15 protein-coding genes, 1 pseudogene and 1 riboswitch are annotated in these 17,958 nt (G+C 65.6%); of the genes and pseudogenes, 14 read left to right on the forward strand and 2 right to left on the reverse strand.

Features of this window, described 5'->3' with window-relative positions; all coding sequences use genetic code 11:
• The first annotated feature begins 445 nt into the window (after nucleotides 1–445).
• Entirely contained in the window at nucleotides 446–1,306 is an 861-nt protein-coding gene (locus HK401_RS06535) for a methylenetetrahydrofolate reductase (protein ID WP_181273872.1), read from the forward strand.
• A gap of 137 nt (nucleotides 1,307–1,443) precedes the next feature.
• Here the strand turns inward: HK401_RS06535 and HK401_RS06540 are convergent, their stop codons facing one another.
• Nucleotides 1,444–2,193 (reverse strand): IclR family transcriptional regulator, encoded by a 750-nt coding sequence (locus HK401_RS06540; RefSeq protein WP_181273873.1) that lies wholly within the window; start codon nucleotides 2,191–2,193, stop codon nucleotides 1,444–1,446.
• Nucleotides 2,194–2,435: 242 nt separating this feature from the next.
• On the opposite strand from HK401_RS06540, the gene HK401_RS06545 reads away from it, so the two are divergent.
• The 13 genes and pseudogenes from HK401_RS06545 (at nucleotide 2,436) to HK401_RS06605 (ending at nucleotide 17,167) form a co-directional block, all read left to right on the forward strand.
• A complete protein-coding gene (locus tag HK401_RS06545; protein ID WP_181273874.1) occupies nucleotides 2,436–4,949 on the forward strand; it encodes a GcvT family protein in 2,514 nt (837 codons plus the stop codon).
• Nucleotide 4,950: 1 nt separating this feature from the next.
• On the forward strand, nucleotides 4,951–5,820 hold the full coding sequence (locus HK401_RS06550; RefSeq protein ID WP_181273875.1) for an electron transfer flavoprotein subunit beta/FixA family protein: 870 nt from the start codon (nucleotides 4,951–4,953) through the stop codon (nucleotides 5,818–5,820).
• Nucleotides 5,817–6,821: an electron transfer flavoprotein subunit alpha/FixB family protein gene (locus tag HK401_RS06555; RefSeq protein WP_181273876.1), complete on the forward strand. Its 1,005-nt coding sequence runs from the start codon at nucleotides 5,817–5,819 to the stop codon at nucleotides 6,819–6,821. The genes HK401_RS06550 and HK401_RS06555 overlap by 4 nt, the downstream gene beginning before the upstream one ends.
• 81 nt (nucleotides 6,822–6,902) lie before the next feature.
• On the forward strand, nucleotides 6,903–7,298 hold the full coding sequence (locus tag HK401_RS06560; RefSeq protein ID WP_181273877.1) for an acyl-CoA thioesterase: 396 nt from the start codon (nucleotides 6,903–6,905) through the stop codon (nucleotides 7,296–7,298).
• Between the two features lie 313 nt (nucleotides 7,299–7,611).
• A complete protein-coding gene (locus tag HK401_RS06565; RefSeq protein ID WP_181273878.1) occupies nucleotides 7,612–8,244 on the forward strand; it encodes an HAD domain-containing protein in 633 nt (210 codons plus the stop codon).
• On the forward strand, nucleotides 8,241–9,023 hold the full coding sequence (locus HK401_RS06570; RefSeq protein ID WP_181273879.1) for a glutamate racemase: 783 nt from the start codon (nucleotides 8,241–8,243) through the stop codon (nucleotides 9,021–9,023). The genes HK401_RS06565 and HK401_RS06570 overlap by 4 nt, the downstream gene beginning before the upstream one ends.
• A 159-nt stretch (nucleotides 9,024–9,182) precedes the next feature.
• Nucleotides 9,183–10,187, forward strand: coding sequence for a slipin family protein (locus HK401_RS06575; RefSeq protein ID WP_181273880.1), 1,005 nt, complete (start codon nucleotides 9,183–9,185; stop codon nucleotides 10,185–10,187).
• Between the two features lie 139 nt (nucleotides 10,188–10,326).
• The gene (locus tag HK401_RS06580; protein ID WP_181273881.1) at nucleotides 10,327–10,923 is read left to right on the forward strand and encodes an HdeD family acid-resistance protein; all 597 of its coding nucleotides are present in this window, start codon (nucleotides 10,327–10,329) and stop codon (nucleotides 10,921–10,923) included.
• Nucleotides 10,924–11,314: 391 nt separating this feature from the next.
• Complete coding sequence (locus HK401_RS06585; protein ID WP_181273882.1) at nucleotides 11,315–12,829, forward strand: inorganic phosphate transporter; 1,515 nt, start codon at nucleotides 11,315–11,317, stop codon at nucleotides 12,827–12,829.
• Nucleotides 12,830–13,352: 523 nt separating this feature from the next.
• Nucleotides 13,353–14,135 (forward strand): annotated as a pseudogene (gene erm, locus HK401_RS06590) (23S ribosomal RNA methyltransferase Erm); the annotation flags it as partial.
• 382 nt (nucleotides 14,136–14,517) lie between these two features.
• Nucleotides 14,518–15,318, forward strand: coding sequence for a hypothetical protein (locus HK401_RS06595; RefSeq protein WP_181273884.1), 801 nt, complete (start codon nucleotides 14,518–14,520; stop codon nucleotides 15,316–15,318).
• 25 nt (nucleotides 15,319–15,343) lie between these two features.
• Nucleotides 15,344–16,447, forward strand: coding sequence for an XRE family transcriptional regulator (locus HK401_RS06600; RefSeq protein ID WP_181273885.1), 1,104 nt, complete (start codon nucleotides 15,344–15,346; stop codon nucleotides 16,445–16,447).
• Between the two features lie 60 nt (nucleotides 16,448–16,507).
• Nucleotides 16,508–16,618, forward strand: a riboswitch (SAM riboswitch).
• Nucleotides 16,619–16,660: 42 nt separating this feature from the next.
• Nucleotides 16,661–17,167 (forward strand): hypothetical protein, encoded by a 507-nt coding sequence (locus tag HK401_RS06605; RefSeq protein WP_181273886.1) that lies wholly within the window; start codon nucleotides 16,661–16,663, stop codon nucleotides 17,165–17,167.
• Here HK401_RS06605 and HK401_RS06610 read toward each other — a convergent pair.
• Nucleotides 17,164–17,832: a metal-dependent transcriptional regulator gene (locus tag HK401_RS06610; protein WP_181273887.1), complete on the reverse strand. Its 669-nt coding sequence runs from the start codon at nucleotides 17,830–17,832 to the stop codon at nucleotides 17,164–17,166. The genes HK401_RS06605 and HK401_RS06610 overlap by 4 nt on opposite strands.
• Nucleotides 17,833–17,958 lie beyond the last annotated feature (126 nt).

Here is a 17,958-nt window from a genome sequence, read left to right on the forward strand (position 1 = left end):
CCGCCGGTGGAGTTCGAAGAGGCTCTTCTGGTCGAGCACAGTGCCGGCCGGGTTCAGGAGGAAGCGTCTACGCAGGCTGCGTGACGTGGTTCACGTGTCCACGACTTGCGGGGAGCCCCACGCGGGTGATACATGCGGTTGTAGATCGACGCCCGCCAGCACCCCTGCTGCATGGACAGCTCCCAATAAGGAGACTTGCGGACACGGGTGTCGATGAGCATCTCGACCGGAGTGGGGCCGGATTGACGAAGGTTGATCGGGACTTCTCTGTCGCTTTGATCCACTGACGGGACGTTGTTGTCCATGGTGTTCCCCCTGCTCACACAGTTCTATATTATGGAACTCGACTCCCATATTATGGGTACAATGAGTGTAGGATCGAACACACCGGGACGCAAGGGATTCGCTCCCGCGAGTTTCATGCGACGCCACGAGGGAGACGAGGATGTCACAGGCAACACTGCGCACGCTTCTGACCACCGCCCGCTACGAGATCCTGCCGACGGCAGGCATCGTCGAACGCGTCGAGGAGTACGTCGCTCCCGGCCGCGAGATCACGATCACCGCGTCGACGGGGCTGAGCCTCGAAGCGACGCTGTCCACCGCCGAGCAGCTGCAGGCCCTCGGCTTCCGTGCCGTGCCCCACCTCGCCGCACGGATGATCCACGGCCGCACCGAACTGACGGAGATCGTCGATCGACTCGCCGAGGCGGCCATCGACCGGATCTTCGTCCCCGCCGGTGACGCCACTCCCCCGGCCGGCGGGTACGTGGGAGCGCATGACCTCCTCGTCGATCTCTCCTCCATGGCCGCACCGTTCCAGCACCTCGGCGTCAGCGCCTATCCGGAATCGCATCCGATCATTCCCGACGACGTGACGGTCCAGGCGATGTGGGACAAACGCGACTACGCCACGCACCTCGTCTCGAATCTCTGCTTCGATCCGAGTGTCATCGCCTCGTGGGTGGCCCGGGTCCGATCGCGGGGGATCGAGCTGCCGCTCGTCCTCGGCATCGCCGGCAAGGTCGAGCTCGCGAAGCTCGCCAAGGTGGCGACAAAGATCGGCGTGGGCGAGTCCACGCGGTTCCTGCGGAAGAATACGGCGACGTTCACCCGGATGGCCAAGCCCGGCGGGTACAACCCGCGGAAGTTCCTCGACAAGCTCGCCCCGATCCTCGACGACCCGGGCATGGGTGTGGCAGGGCTGCACATCTACACGTTCAATCAGATCAAGGACACCGAGGTGTGGCGGCGCAAGCAGCTCGCTGCCCTCGGCGGGGCGGAGGAGTTCTCCAGCCTGCAGTGACCTGTTCTCACCGAAGAGCGGGGCGCCCTCAGACGACGCCCCAAGATTAGGTCGCAAACGGACATTTCCGCCGCGCAGAAATTATCCGATTGCGACCTATTTTCGGGTGAGCAACGGCATTGCCCGACGTTCAACGCTCATCGGTGCGCGACCTTGCGTCGCAGGGTGCGTGAGAGCAGACCCGCTTCGTCGGTCAGCAGCGCACCGAGCTTGTCGTGATGCTCGGCGATGCGCATCGTCGGACCCGAGATGCCGACGGCCGCGACCACGGCGCCATCGGCGCCGAAGACGGGGGCGGCCAGGGCGTCGAGGCCGATCTCGAATTCCTCGTGCACGATGGCGAACCCGCGTTCGCGCACCTCGGCGAGGTTGTCCGTGAGCTCCTTACGCGACCCCAGCGTCCGATCGGTCCGGCGTTCGAGCCGACCCGTCGGCAGGGGGATGACGTCGAAGGCGTACATGACCTTCCCGAGTGCCGAGCAGTGCGGCGGCACGTCGACATCGGCCCAGTTCGTGGCCCCGAGGACGAACGTCGAATCGACCTGAGCGACCTGGACGACGCCCTTCGGTCCGGGCATCGCCAGATTGACGGTCTCTCCGGTCTCCTCGCTCAGGCGCTGCAGAGTCGGGTCGGCCGCGGAGACGAGGTTCTCGACCCGGTCGAAGCGCGAGGCATAGGTCGCGAACAGCGAACCCCCGCGATAGAGACCATCGCCGTCGCGTTCGACGAGGCCGTTGCGCTCGAGCGCCGAGAGCAGCCGTGAGACCGTCGATCGGGCCAGCTCGGTCGCGTCGACGACCTCGGTGTACGAGATCGGGTCGTCGGAGTTGACCACCAGCGACAGTATCTCTGCCGCCCGGTCGATCGACTGGGTCCCATTGCTCATCGTGCTCAGCTCCGTCGGGGAAAGGTGGGTCGGCGCCCTTCGGCAGACCGACCGGAATCACCCTACCGCACGGCCGTCTCCCGGGCCCGGCCATCGTCACCTGAGCAGCCGAGGGGAACCCTTGACACGCCTCGGCGACGGGGAGGACGATCAACCTACCGAGTTCCACCTCGTGCAGTCTGCCGCCCGCCGCGCGGCACCTGCCGTTGGAGGCGAAGGTGCCTCCGGAGAGGGGCCGTCCCATGGCTTCCATCCCCGCCCAAGCCAGCGTCGTCGTGATCGGCGCCGGCATCGTCGGCAACAGTCTCGTCCATCATCTCGCCGAGCTCGGCTGGACCGACATCGTCCAGGTCGACAAGGGTCCGCTGCCGAACCCGGGCGGCTCGACCGGGCACGCATCGAACTTCATCTTCCCCGTCGATCATTCCCGTGAGATCGCCGACCTCACCCTCGATTCGATGGCCCAATACAAGGAGCTCGGCGTCTTCACCGAGTCCGGCGGCTTCGAGGTCGCCCGCACCGAGGAGCGGATGGAGGAGCTGCGACGCCGCATGGCCTCGGCCAGGGCCTGGGGCATCGAGTCCTCCCTCGTCACCCCCGCCGAGGTGGTTGAGAAGGTGCCGTTCCTCGATCCGTCCGTGATCGTCGGCGGCTTCTGGACGCCGACCGTCGGCGTCGTCGATTCCGTGCGAGCGGGCACGATGATGCGCGAATCCGCCGAGGCGGCCGGTGCGCTGACCGTGTCCCCGAACACCGAGGTGACCGGCATCGACGTGGACAACGGCCGGATCACACGCGTGCACACGAGCAGGGGTGAGATCGTCACCGACCGCGTCTTCGTCGCCTGCGGGGTGTGGTCACCGCGGATTGCAGCGATGGCCGGCGCCGAGATCCCGCTGACTCCGGCGGTGCACCAGATGATCAGCGTGGGCCCGGTCCCGCAGCTGGCCGAACGCCCCGGCGAGATCTCGTTTCCGATCGTGCGCGACATGGACACCTTCTGCTACGAACGCCAGCACGGTTCGGACATGGAGATCGGCTCCTACGCGCACCGCCCGATCCTCCACGACCCCGATGAGATCCCGTCCATCGAGGCGGCCAAGCTCTCCCCCACGGAGATGCCCTTCACCGATGAGGACTTCGACCCGCAACTCGAACAGGCCGTCGAACTCATGCCCGAGGTGCTGTCGAACCCCGATGTCGAGATCCGCTATGCGATCAACGGCCTGCTGTCCCTGACTCCCGACGGAGCCCCCATCCTCGGCGAATCACCGCAGGTGGCGGGCCTGTGGTCGGCGGCAGCCGTGTGGGTGAAGGAAGGCCCGGGGGTCGGTCGGGCGGTGGCCGAGTGGATGACGAACGGACTGCCAGAGATCGATGTCCAGGGCGCCGACATCGCCCGCTTCCACCCCCACCAGCGCACCCGGGAACACGTGCGGGCCCGAACCTCGGAGGCGTTCAACAAGACCTACGGCATCGTCCACCCCGGCGAGCAGTGGGCTTCCGATCGGAACGTCCGCCTCTCTCCGATGCATGCTCGGGAGAAGGAGCTCGGCGCGGTCTTCTTCGAAACCGGCGGCTGGGAGCGGCCGCAGTGGTACGAGTCGAATGCGGGCCTGCTCGAGGAGTTCGGCGACCGTGTGATGCCGCGGCCGAACGAATGGGATGGACGCTGGTGGTCACCGATCATCAACGCCGAACACCTCGCGATGCGTCAGCGCGCCGGCCTCGTCGATCTCTCGAGCTTCGTCATCTTCGACGTCGCCGGACCAGCCGCGCTCGACGCGGTCCAGCGCATCGCGCTGGCGCAGATGGATGTGACGATCGGCCGGGTCGTCTACACCCCGATCCTCGATGAGAACGGCGGGTTCCGCTCGGACCTCACGATCATGCGCCTGGCCCACGACCGGTTCCGTATCGTCACCGGCGCCGCCCACGGCATGGCCGACGTCAAATGGTTTCACGACCGGCTGCCTGCTTCGGGTGCACAGATCGCCGATCTCACGAGTTCATGGACGACGATCGGGCTGTGGGGACCGAATGCCCGCGACATCCTCGGCGGTCTCACCAGTGCCGATGTCTCCTACGAAGGATTCCGGTTCGGCACCGCCCGCACGATCGAAATCGGGTCGCTGCCGGTGTTGGCCTCGCGCATCTCCTATGTCGGCGACCTCGGCTGGGAACTCTACGTGCCGATGGAATCCGGGCTGAGACTCTGGGACGTCCTCTACGAGGCCGGCCGGGACCACGGCCTCATCCCCGTCGGCCTCGGCGTCTACGGCACCACCGGCCGGATCGAGAAGGGCTACCGTGCGTTCGGCGCCGAACTCGACTCCGAACGCAGCGTCGTCGAGGTCGGGATGAGCCGGCCGAAGGTGAAGTCCCAGGATTTCGTCGGCAGGGCCGCACACCTGCGCCACCGTGAGGAGGAGCCGAAGGCGGTGCTGTGCTCACTCACCGTCGATGACCACACGAGCGCCAGCGGTCAGATGCGGTACATGCTCGGCGGGGAACCCATCGTCTCTGCCGACGGCGATCCGCTGATCGACGGGCACGGACGCAACGCGTACGTCACCTCGGCGGGGTCGGCTCCGAGCCTCGGCAAGCACGTCCTCATGGCCTTCCTCCCACCCGCCGAGGCGGTGCTGGGCAACCGTCTGCAGGTCGTGTACATGGAGGAGTTCTATCCCGTCACGGTGGCATCGGTCGATTCGACGCCGCTGTTCGACCCCGACAACGAGTGCATCAGGAGATGAGATGAACATTCTCGTGTGCATCAAACGCGTCCCCGATATCGCCGGCTCCGTCACCCTCGATGCCACCGGCACCAGGATCGACGACTCCGGACTCGGCCACACCAAGTCCTCGCATGAGGAATGCGCCGTCGAGCTCGCGATCCAGACCGCGGCCGCCACGGGTGGGACGGTCACGGTGCTCACGGTCGGTCCCGCCGAGGCGGTCGAACAGCTGCGAGCGGCCGTGGCCGTGGGTGCGAACGACGGCATCCTCGTCGAGGCGGCCGACCCATCCGTGTTCGCACCCGAGGACATCGCGCAGATCATCGGCGATGTCATCCGCGATCGCGCCGAGGCGGGACAGACCTTCGATCTCGTCCTCACCGGCGACGATGCCGCCGACACCGGCGATTTCCAGGTCGGGATCCGCCTGGCCTACGACCTCGAGTACCCGGTGCTGACGAATATCCAGACGATCAGAGCGGTCGACGGGGATGTTGGTGGCGGCGGTGAGGGCGGCGCGACCGGAAGCGGCGCGGTTGGCGCAGCCGACGGTGGATCCGGGGGTGTTGCCGACGGCGGCGCCGGGGTCATCGAGGCGCGCGGGATCGGTCCGGCCGGCACCGAGGTCTTCACGCTCGCGCTGCCGGCGGTCATCGCTGTCCAGGAGGGCGGAGTCGACCCCCGCTACCCCTCGATCACGGGGCGGATGAAGGCGAAGAAGGCCCCGATCGCCGAATACGACGCGCCCGAACCCGGCACCGGCAGCCCGCGGATCCGGCTCGAGCTGCCGGAGGTCAGGCAGAGTTCGGTGACCATCCTCGGCGAGGGCCCCGATGCGGCGCCGGCACTCGTCGACGTCTTGGAAGAGATCGGAGTGATGAGGCCATGACACTCGTCTTCGTCGAAACGGACACCTCCGGCGAGGTCACTCTCACCTCCGCCGAGGCGGTCACCTTCGCCCGCAAAAACCCCCAATTACTACCTGACGGCGGCGCAACAACCTCGCGCGAGGGTGCTGCGCCGCCGTCAGGTAGCACGGAGGGGGTGGTGATCGGGTTGCTGAGCGATTCCGCCGTGAACGAGCTGGGGCGCCTCGGGGTCAGCGTCATCCACCATCTCGAGCACCCGGACCTCGCTGACTATTCGGCGGCTGCATGGGCGCAGGCGATCGTCGACATCACTCCCGAGTCCGGGACGCTCATGGCCTCGGGGACGCCGCGCGGCATGGAGCTCATGGCCCACGCCGCCGTGCGCACCGGCCAGCGGATGGCCGCGAACGTCATCGCCTGCGATGACGACGGGCTGCTGCGGCAGGTCTTCGGCGGCACCGCGTTCGAGAGGCTCCGCCTCGACGGCGATCTGCACGTGATCACGATCGCCGGCCACGCCTGCACCCCGGAGGAGACCGACCCGACCGATCCGGAGGTCTTCGACTATGACCTCGACGTCGCCGAGGCGGACCTGACCACCCGTGTCCGACGCACCGAGGCCGAGGCCGCCGACGACGCATCCGGACTGACCTCGGCCCGGGCCGTCGTCGGGGCCGGTCGCGGTGTCGGTTCCGAGAACGGCTTCGGCGAGGTCCTCGAACTCGTCGACCACCTCGGCGGGGCTTTGGGCGTCTCTCGCGTGGTCACCGGACTCGGGTGGCGACCGCACGCCGAGCAGGTCGGCCAGACCGGTTCCCGAATCTCCCCGGACGTCTACATCGCCTGCGGAATCTCCGGCGCGATCCAACACATGGCCGGCATCGAAGGCGCGAAGACGCTCATCGCCATCAACACCGATGAGGAGGCGACGATGGTCCAGCGCGCCGACTACGCGATCATCGGCGACCTCCACGAGGTGATCGCCGCCGTCAACGAGGAGATCGTCCGCCGCCGAGGCTAGAATTTCCGTTGCCGCAGTGCACCTGGTTTACTGTAGAACGCTCGTTAAGTACCAATTTCTGCGACGTTCCCGGAGGCAAGCGTGGCGACATTCGAATACACACCCGAGGTGCGCTGGTCGGACCAGGACATGCTCGGCCACGTCAACAACGCGCGGCTGATCACCATCGTCGAGGAGTGCCGCATCCGCTGGATGCACGAGGTCAAGGCCGGTCACATCACCGGCGGCGGAATGCTCGTCGCCAACCAGAGCATCGACTACCTCGTGCCTGTCATGTACGGATCCGAACTGCTGATGACCGTGACCGTGAAGCGGATCGGCACCTCGTCGTTCACCGTCAACACCCGCGGTGACCAGGACGGACGTCAGGTGTTCGACCACGACTGCGTGCTCGTCCACATCGACCGTGAGACACAGAAGCCGACCCCGCTGACGCCCGAGCTGCGCGCCGCGTTCGAGCCCTACCTCCAGAGCTGAGACCCAATCCGCCCGGCCTGAGCCTCCCGCTTGGGTGGTCGAAATGGTCGGGCCCGCCGCGGGCGGAACCCGACCATTTCGACCACCCAAGGAGAGCAGACAGGCTCTCCCGGAACCGGGCGATGCGGGCCTGTCTGTACACTTACTCGGCCTTCGGTGGCGGTCGGCGGTAAACTCGAGGGTGATCTTCTCGTGCGAGCGACGCTATCTGTCCCCAAACCAAGTGATCGTCCCCGGACTCAGCGGTCTGCCCCCACACTAACGCGCGATCGGTCCTCACGGGGCCGACCCCACAGACTCACAGGAAGGAACGATGGCAGCAGCATCCGCAGCGCCGGTGTCGGCGCGCAGGCAGGCTCGCCATGTCACCGTGTTCCTCGATGTCGACGGCGTCCTCAACTCCTACCCGGTGCCCAAGCTGCGCGGCATGGCCGAGGGGCGGAAGAAGCTGCACGCGTGGCATTACGAACTCCACTACCGGCCGTCCGTCGTCGAATTCTTCGACCGCATCGTCGAGACCCATGAGGTCGATGTCGTGTGGCTCTCGACCTGGTCGCAGCGGTGCAAGTCCGAACTCGAACCGAAGTTCGGTCTGCGCAACTCCTTCGACGTCATCGAAATGCCCGATGAGACGCACAACCGTTTCGCTCACGATCCGCAGCAGTGGTGGAAGGCCCGCGCCATGGAGGACTGGCTGGCGGAACACGAGCACGGGCGCGCGATCTGGATCGATGACGACCTGGCCTGGCCGGCCACCCGCGAGTACTTCCTCAGCCACTACTCGCCCAACCGCCTCAAACTCATCGCCCCGGACTTCGCCCATGGCCTGACGAAGGCCCATCTCAAGGAGATCCGGGAGTTCGCCTACCCGAAGGCCAGCAGTCCAAAGACCGACGAAGCCAAGACCGGCGATCCGACGACATCCGACCCGAAGGGGACTTCATGACGCGCATCGGCCTGCTCGATTCCGGACTCGGACTCCTCGGCACCGCCGACGCGCTGTTCAACCTCGCTCCCGACGCGGATCTCGTCCTCGCTATGGATCCCGACTTCACTCCGTACGGCAGTCTGAGCACCGACACCCTCGAACAGCGGGCCCTGCATTCGGCCGGGGTGCTCGCCGACTGGGAACCCGACGCCATTGTCATCGCCTGCAACACCGCCTCGGTGCAGGCCCTCGAGGCCGTCCGCGCCCGCTACGAACCGGCCATTCCCGTCATCGGCACCGTGCCGGCGGTGAAGATGGCCGCCGGCACCGGGCAGGACTTCGCGATCTGGGCGACCCCGGCGACCACGGGCAGCGAGTATCAGCAGAACCTCATCGACTCCTTCGCCGCCGACCTGCACGTGGCCACGGTGGCCTGCCCCGGCTTGGCCGAGGCCATCAACGCCGCCGACCTCGCGACGATCGACCAGGCCATCGAGGACGCCTTCGCGACGATGGGTCCCGGCATGGAGACCGTGGTGCTCGGCTGCACCCACTACGGCCTCATCGCCGACCGGATCATGGCCGCTCGCGCCGGGGCCGTGACCCTCTTCGATTCGCCGCTGCCGGTGGCCAAGCAGACCCTGCGTCGCATCGGCCTCGAACCGGCCGGCGTCGGCGAGGAGCAGCCGGGCACCGGTCGCGTGCTCGCGACTTTCGCCTCCGGCCGTCGCGTCAGACTGCCGGAGTCGCTGGGCGCCTACCCCGCGGGGAAGAGGTTGCTGGCGCGGGAGGCGTGAGCGGGGCGGAACCCGCTGTCAGGCCCGGCTGACCGCCCGCACCGCCACAACCATCGCCACCCCAACCCCCACCTCAGCATTGCCTCTGAACCGGGTCTTTCCGCGCCCGCCAGGGGTAAAATGGGGTGGACAGTCAATCGTCAAAGGAGGCGATTCGACATGTTGGCACTCAGTATCCTCGCCGCACTTGTCGCACTCGGAGCCATCACGCTGGGAAACAGCCTGAAGATCGTCAAACAGTACGAGCGTGGGGTGGTGTTCCGACTCGGCAGAGTGAGTTCCGCGCCCAAGTCTCCCGGCATGACGGCGATCGTCCCCTTCGTCGACAAACTCGAGAAGGTCAACCTCCAGATCGTGACCATGCCGATCCCGGCCCAGGAGGGCATCACCCGCGACAACGTCACCGTCCGCGTCGATGCGGTCATCTACTTCAAGGTCATCGACCCGCGCAAGGCACTCGTCGACGTCGAGGACTACCAGCTCGCCGTCGGTCAGGTCGCCCAGACCTCCCTGCGGTCGATCATCGGACAGAGCGAACTCGACGACCTGCTCACCAACCGCGAGCGCCTCAACCAGGGCCTGGCGATCATGATCGACAGCCCCGCCGTCGACTGGGGCATCCACATCGATCGCGTCGAGATCAAGGACGTCGCCCTGCCCGAGACGATGAAGCGCTCGATGTCGCGCCAGGCCGAAGCCGAACGCGAGCGCCGGTCCCGCGTCATCATCGCCGATGGTGAGCTGCAGGCGTCGAACAAACTCGCACAGGCCTCCGAGGCGATGGCGCACACGCCGTCCGCCCTGCAGCTGCGTCTCCTCCAGACCATCGTCGAGGTCGCTGCCGAGCGGAATTCGACCCTGGTCCTGCCCTTCCCCGTCGAGCTGCTCCGCTTCCTCGAGTCCAACACCCCGACATCTCGTCCCACCGCCGAGGCGGCCGCCGACTCCCGCACGCACGCCGAGTCGGGTGCGCCGACCGATCCCACCACCGCCAACCCGACCGCACCTCCGGCCGACCTCGACGCGATCGTTCAGGCGATGTCCGAATCGCTCAAGCTCACCGGGCTGATGCCCGAGACCGAACGCGTCACTTCGGACATGCCCGAACAGGAGCGCACCACTTCGGACGCCGCCGAGCAGGAAGAGCATCTCGGCCACGCGTGAACGCCGAAGCCCTCGTGATCGTCGAAGCGCGTGTGAACGTCGAGGCGGTGGCGACCGTCGAACCAGCCGACCGCGACAGCCGCCACAGCCGCAGCCGAGTGCTCAGCATCCGTCCAAATCGACCGACTAGGCTGTGTCCATGGACCTCAAACGCACCGGCAGAACAGTCATCATCAACGGCGTCATCGCCTTCGTGATGGGTGTGCTGATGATGGCTTGGCCCGGTGCCACCGCCGAGGTGGTCGTGCGCATCTTCGCCTGCTGGCTGGCCGTCATCGCCGTCTCCTCCCTCGTCTTCGCGCCGCGGGGAGGCCGCACCGGCAGCCTGGTCACACGGGTGGTCCTGCTCATCCTCCTCGGGGTGCTCATCTTCCTCACCCCGATGCTGTTCGCCTCGATGGTCACGGTGCTCACCGGCTTCGCGATCGTCTTCTTCAGCTTCCTCGCCCTCACCGTGTCTTTCTTCATCCGCCGTCTCGGCGTCCGCTCGTGGTGGGTGCTCACGGTCATCGGTGTGCTCGGCATCATCCTCGGTGCGTTCTTCCTGTTCGCTCCGGGTGCGGGAGTCCAGGCGCTGATCTTCACTCTGGCCGGGTTCATCATCCTCGTCGGCATCGCCCTGGTCTCACTCGGATGGCGCCTGCGCAAGGTTGACCAGCGGATCAAGTCCGATCCGCATCGCAATCGTCCCGAAGACGGGGGCGGCGACGTCATCAGCGGCGAGATCATCGAATAGGGGCGACCACCTCGGCGGGCATTTCCCACCGAGTTCGCGGCCACCTCGGCGGGCATCTCCCAGCGACGCCGCGCCAGGGCCCGGATGAGCACATCTGCTCGTCCGGGCCTTTTCGTGCCCCGTTCCATGCGTTCGTGACGATGTTCACACCGTCATCCTGTGCCCCGCTCGGTCCCCTTCGCTCCCCTCGGGCACTCGCGCTCGTAGCACCTGACCTGGAACATTGCGTGAACTGCCGGCGAAAAGCACCGACTGTGCATGAGCATTTCGCGCACGTCCGATACGGAGTTCACCGTCTGTTCACCGTATCCGTAACCTGGCAGTCATCCAGCCTGCGAATCATGGAGGCAGACCCCAGCCTCGACGACTGATCCGCGCAAGGAGAACTCACATGACCCAGGTTCTGGCCCCGGAGCACCACGCTCCGACGCCTGCCGTCGGCCGCAGCAACGACCGCCTCTGGCACCTGGCCTTCGGGGCCCTGCTGGCGATCACCCTCATCGCCTTCACCCTGTGGTCGTTCGACTTCGTCGGCCGGGACGCACCGCGCATGGTGCTCATCACGACCGTGATCTTCGGTGCCTTCATGGCCTTCAACATCGGCGGCAACGATGTCGCCAACGCCTTCGGAACATCGGTGGGCGCGGGAACTCTGACGATGAAGCAGGCACTGCTCGTGGCAGCCGTGTTCGAGGTCAGCGGCGCCCTGCTCGCCGGCGGAGATGTCACCGACACGGTCAAGAGCGGAATCGTCGACCTCGGCGCGGTCGCCCTCGACCCGATGGACTTCGTGTTCATCATGATGGCCGCCCTCCTCGGCGCCTCGGTGTGGCTGCTCCTGGCGACCCGGATGGGCTGGCCGGTGTCGACGACGCACGCGATCATCGGCGGCATCATCGGCGCCTCCCTGACGATCGGCTTCGTCACCGGCACCGGCAGCTTGGCCATGGTGCAGTGGTCCGAGGTCGGGCAGATCGCGGTCTCGTGGGTGCTCTCCCCGGCCCTCGGCGGACTCGCCGCGTTCGTCATCTACGGACTGATCAAGAAGTACGTTCTCGGCAGCTCGCTCTCCCACACGCTCAAGCCGCATATGCTCGCCCCGGTCACCGCTGCGGACGATTCCGTCGATGCCCGACTCGACGAGGTGACCGACAGCTCGGACTCGGCTGCAGCCACCGGTTCCGGCCTCATCGGAACGCACGCGGCGCTGCAGCGCTGGGTTCCGCTCATCGCCGCCTTCGGTGCGGTGATCATCACCGCGATGCTGCTGTTCAAGGGCCTGAAGAACCTCGACATGAGCGTGTCCACCGTCGGCGGCGTCATCATCATGACGATGATCGGCGTGGCCGTGTGGCTGGCGGTCTTCGTCTTCGCCAAGACCCTGCGCCGACAGACCGTCCCCCGCGCCACCTTCGTCCTCTTCTCCTGGATGCAGGTGTTCACCGCCTCCGCGTTCGCCTTCAGCCACGGTTCGAACGACATCGCGAACGCCGTCGGACCCTTCGCCGCCGTTCTCGACGTGCTCCGCACCGACAGCATCCACGCCGAGGCGACCGTGCCGTTCGCGGCAATGCTCACCTGCGGGATCGCCCTGGTCGTCGGGCTGTGGTTCATCGGCCGCAAGGTCATCGCCACCGTCGGCACCAAACTCACCGAGATCCACCCGGCCTCCGGCTTCGCTGCGGAGCTCGCAGCGGCCGGAGTCGTCATGGGCGCCTCGGTGAGTGGACTGCCCGTGTCCTCGACGCACATCCTCATCGGCGCGATCATCGGCGTCGGCCTGGTCAACAGGTCGGCGAACTGGAAGCTCATGAAGCCGATCGCGTTGGCATGGATCATCACCCTTCCGGCCGCCGCGGCCATCGGTTCGATCGGCGTCATCACCTTACGCACCATGATGGGATGACCCACTGACACGAACGCCCCCGAAGCGTTCATCGGGTCGCACTCGCAGCATCCGCTCGAAGGGATCCGGCTCCCCGCCCCTTCCGCCCCGCCGATCCCCCGCCCCGCCGACCTCCCCGCCGACTCGATTCAGAAGTCGGCGGGGTGTTTTTTCGTCCGCACCCTGGTGGAGGCAAAGCACCCTGTGCTACCTTGTCCAGCATGGGAACATTGAACAGCAGCGCAGTGACTGCGCCTTGCTTCTACATTCGTCACCGCAGCGCCTGACAGCGCGCTCGACGAATTCATTCGTGATCGGCTGACCGACGACGGTCATCCGGATCCATTCTGCAAGCGCGTTGTCCTCCCGGATCACTACGGCATCCGGGCGATGCGGCAATCGGCTGACTCCCATCTGATCCTGCACTGATCTCATCGGTCAGCACGGGTCGATTCGACCACCACAGAGCTGGTCCTCACCGATCCACTCATCCTCATCGCGCTGCCTCGGTTGCCTCCACACTTCTTTTCTGGAGCACCGCCATATGCGAACCCATGCACGTTCGACTCAATCACGTTCGACTTCTTCACGTTCCGCACACGGAGGCCGGCACGAACTCGGCCAGAACTTCCTGCGTTCACGCACCATCATCAACACGATTGCGAGCCTGGCTCGCTCCACCTCGGGGCCGATCATGGAGATCGGGCCCGGCGACGGAGCAGTCACGGCCGAGCTCTACCGGCTCGGACGCCCGCTCACTCTCGTCGAACTCGACGAAACGAGGCTTGATCACCTTGAAGACACATTCCCGCGGGCAGAGGTCCGGCACGACGACATCCTGACCACCCGGCTCGACCGGCCGGTCATCGTCGGCAATCTGCCGTTCCACCTCACCACTCCCATCCTCCGCAGGCTCCTGCGTGCAGAGCGGTGGCAGCAGGCCATCCTGCTCACCCAATGGGAGGTGGCCCGCAAACGTGCCGGAGTCGGCGGTTCGACCATGATGACCGCGCAGTGGTCACCCTGGTTCGACTTCCGCCTCTCACGACGCGTCCCCGCCGACGCGTTCACCCCGAAACCCAGCGTCGATGGCGGAATCCTTGCCATCGACCGCTGTTCCACCGGCCGGATCCCGTTAAAGGACCGCGCCGACTATCACCGATTCGTCCATTCGGTCTTCACCAGCCGTGGGCGAGGAATGAAAGGAATCCTGACGAAGATGAGCATCACCGATCAGCGCAGCCTGCAATCGACCATGGACCGCAACGACGTCAGAGGAGACACCTTGCCCAAAGACCTCACCCCCGAGCAGTGGGCCGGACTCTACACCGAGCTGAGCACCGGTTCGGACCGTGCACACACCGCTCATCAGCCGAAATCTGCACAACAGAAGAAGAATTCACAGAAGGGAAACACCAGGCGAAACAACAAAGGATCAAAGACGAGCCCCATCGCCGAGGCGGCTGCTGAGAAGCCGGTGATCACCGGAGAGATGCCCATCATCGGTGCCGAACAGGCCACCGAGAAGCTCCAAGCATCCATCCCAGGCGCAGAAGCGAGGGGGAAGAGTCACGACAAGGGACATCTGCAGGCCGAACGCGGATTCATGAATCAGCATCAGAAGCCGCAGAAGCCCCAGCCGAGGTGGAACCTGCCGCGGCGGTGAACCGCTCACAGGGTCGATCCCCAGACGACCGTGAGCCGACGAAGTGAACAGCTGCGGCCCGGCGACTCCAGGGAACTGGAAGTCACCGGGCCGCAGCTCTTCCGCTTTCGAACACTTTTATGAGAGCATGAAAAGCAGGCGCATAGGAGGATCGGAAATGACTGGAACAGAGCACTCGCTCGCGGGCGACGATCCACGGCGAGTCCGGCAGGGTGCGGACGCACTGCAACGGCTGAGTGAACTCGCCATCAATGCCGAGGCGATCATCACTGCACTCAGAGCCGGCGAACTGAGCGCGCGACAAGCCGACGAATTCAGCCCGGTGACTGCCGGTGGCACACAGCAGTGGAACGGCACCGTCCAGGAGCTCAGACGAAACCTGGCGATCGACGGTTGGCTTGTGAGGAATCCGAACAACTCACCCAGGGTCGTCCGCCCCGATGGACAATTGTCCATTGCTGTCGTGTCGGGCAACCACAACACCGGAATTCCCTTCAAGGAGCCGAGGAACGCACATCCGCTGGGCCCGACTGTCGATGCCTCAGTAGTCAGCAATCGACTCGGCGAGGTCACGGGTCAGCTCGTTTTCGAGAGCGTCGAAGAGGCGGCGATTGCCGATGCCGTCTCTACACCGCGCCTCGATCCCAACACGTGGATCCTGCTCTACGTCGACGATCCCGTCAATGGTGTTCGAGCCGAGCTGTCCCGCCCGGATTCGACTGCCGACAGATTCATCTCGCATTGGCTGGAACGCATCATCGTGCCCGTGGAGAATACGATGGACGAGACACTCCCGATCGAGACCCCGGTCGAAGACGTCCATTTCGATATCCGCGAAGCCTGACCGTTCCGAGAAAGCAGAAATCCCCATGCTCAACCCTGCCCGCATCACTCTTGCGCGGGAACTGCGCGGCCTGACCAAGGCCGCCTTCGCCGCCGCACTCGGGGTCAGCTCGCGTACTGTGCGGACCTTCGAGTCCGACGGAGCTCCGACATCACGGTCGGCGGACATGGCCGGGGTTCTCGATGTCAGTGAAACGTTCTTCAGCCTTCCCGACGCCACGGAAGTCTCCCTGCAGGACGGCTTCTTTCGCTCACTGCGGTCAGCGACGGCATCGCAGCGTGCCTCGGCCCGCGCCTCTGCGTCCATCGGCACGGACCTCTATCGGTTCATCACTGACAGGTTTCAGCTGCCCCACCTCAACCTCCCCGAGGAGGCTCTCTCATCTCCGGAGCAGGCCGCTCGCAGCCTGCGGGCGGCATGGGGACGCGGCGCCGAACCCTTACCGAACCTCATCCAGCTCTCGGAAGCCCATGGGGTGCGAGTCATGTCGCTGCCGGTGAAGTCTCAGACAGTCGATGCCTTCAGCTTCGTCCGCGATCAGCAAGCCTATGTTTTCTTATCGACGGAGAAGACTGCGGAACGATCCCGCTTCGATCTCGCACATGAGCTCGGACATCTGGTGATGCATACGCACCAACCACTGACAGATGACGCGGACTCGGCGCCGAACCGGGAACTCGAGCGTGAGGCCGACAGGTTCGCTGCCGAATTCCTTATGCCCGAAGAGGCAGTGCTTCCCCGCAGCAGCAGGGAGCCTGCAGTTCCGGAGATCCTTAAGCTCAAGGGGCATTTCCATGTGTCGGCGATGGCGATGACGAAGAGACTCCACACCGTGGGACGTGCCACGGATTGGACGTACCGAAAGAACTGCTCCGAGCTCACCAAACGCGGGTTCAAGGCCGACGAGCCCGAGGGCATGCCGCGTGAGCGCTCACGAGTCTTCGATGTCGTATTTCCCGCACTGCGCAACAAGGGCAATCTCGAAGAACTGCTGTCAAATGAACTGGGCATATCGCTCCCTTTGGTGCATGAACTGTCCTTCGCCCAGGTGCCGATCTCTTTGTCCGGGGGGCGGGAAACAGTCACCTCTGACCGTCCGAAGCTGACGGTCGTCAAGGGATCCGCCTGAAGTCTGCAGTCTTCGGTGTCAGACCATCCGTGTCACCGCCCCCCGCTACACTGAGAGCACGTTCACGAGTCGTGGCCATCGGTACCTGGCCGGCCACGCGGCAACCCGTCATCGACCGGGTGCCCCAGGGGAAGAACGGGTCCGGACAGCCAGTCCGGACAAGCTTCGATCCGGGTCTGCGCCGAACGGCGCTCCCGGGAAGGACGGTCCATCATGACTGCAGACTTCAATGAACATTCCTCGTCCGACAGCGACGATGAGTCCAACAGCAGCCGCGAACCCGGATTCCGCTGGCCGGGATTTGAGAAAGACGAGGCGCTGCACTGGTCGCGTGTTCTCCTGCGTCACTCCCCCGACCCGCAGCGTGCCGGCATCAAGGCGCAGATGTCCTCAGCCATCGCGCGCGGTGTCGCCGTCGCCGGACCCGGCTGGGTGAGCACCGCCGATGCCGCCCGCAGCGACGGCTTCACACCTGTGCTCTACCAAGCTCTGTTCGAGGCGCTGGGCACCATCCCACCCGGCTCGTTCCGGTCCCACCCGGGGCATCGGAAGGTGACGTTCAAGACCTATCTGCCCGGCATCCCCTATGAGTCCGAGCTCTGGAGCGACTGGCCGCGTCTCTTCCTCGACGAAGGGTTCGATGCCCATGCGGCCACGGGTCTCACGCTTTTGCGGGCCGAGCCGAAATTTCCCGTGACCCGAGGTCAGGAAGGGTCTTAAGGCGCACTCAGATACACCGCCGAGGCGGCTTCCGGGTCGATTGAGACAGACGTCTCTGCATCGATGACCACGGACAGGTCCTCTCCCTCCACGGTCACCTCGATGACCTCGACGGAGGCCCCCGGTCGCACCCCCGCCTCGGCGAGCTGTCCGAGAACCGCGGGATCCGCATCGGAGACCCGCAGCACGACGTAGCGACCGGGGGCAGCCTCGGCGAGCAGGGTGGGCGTGTGGGAATCCACGCGCCCATCCGGCCCCGGAATCGGATCCCCGTGCGGGTCCGCGGTCGGGTGCCCGAGGAACACGTCGATACGGTCGATGAGCCGATCCGAGGCGGCATGTTCGAGGATCTCGGCCTCGTCGTGGACCTCGTCCCACCCATAGCCGAGCGACTCGACGAGGAACGTCTCGAGCAGCCGATGCCGTCTCACCATCGACAGGGCGATCGTCTTACCTTGGGCGGTGAGCACCGGCGGACGGTAGGGCACCCGCGTGATGAGGCCGAGCTCGTCGAGACGCTTGAGCACCTCGGTGACGTTGGCCTTCGTCGTGCCGAACCGGTTCGCGAGCTCCGTGGCCGTCATCGGATCCCCGCCCCATTCCTGGGCCGACCAGATCGCCTTGAGATAGTCCTGGCTGACCTCGGACACTTCGCCTGCACGCATGAGTTCAGTATCCCACGGACGTTCCGAACCTAGCCGATGACCGCGGGCGCCTGGCTCCGGAACCAAGCCGCTCACTTCACCGGTCGTGAACGTTCGGGAACAGATGTTGCGAAACGATTACCTGCC

The organism is Brevibacterium oceani (assembly GCF_013623835.1).
Lineage (GTDB): Bacteria > Actinomycetota > Actinomycetes > Actinomycetales > Brevibacteriaceae > Brevibacterium > Brevibacterium oceani.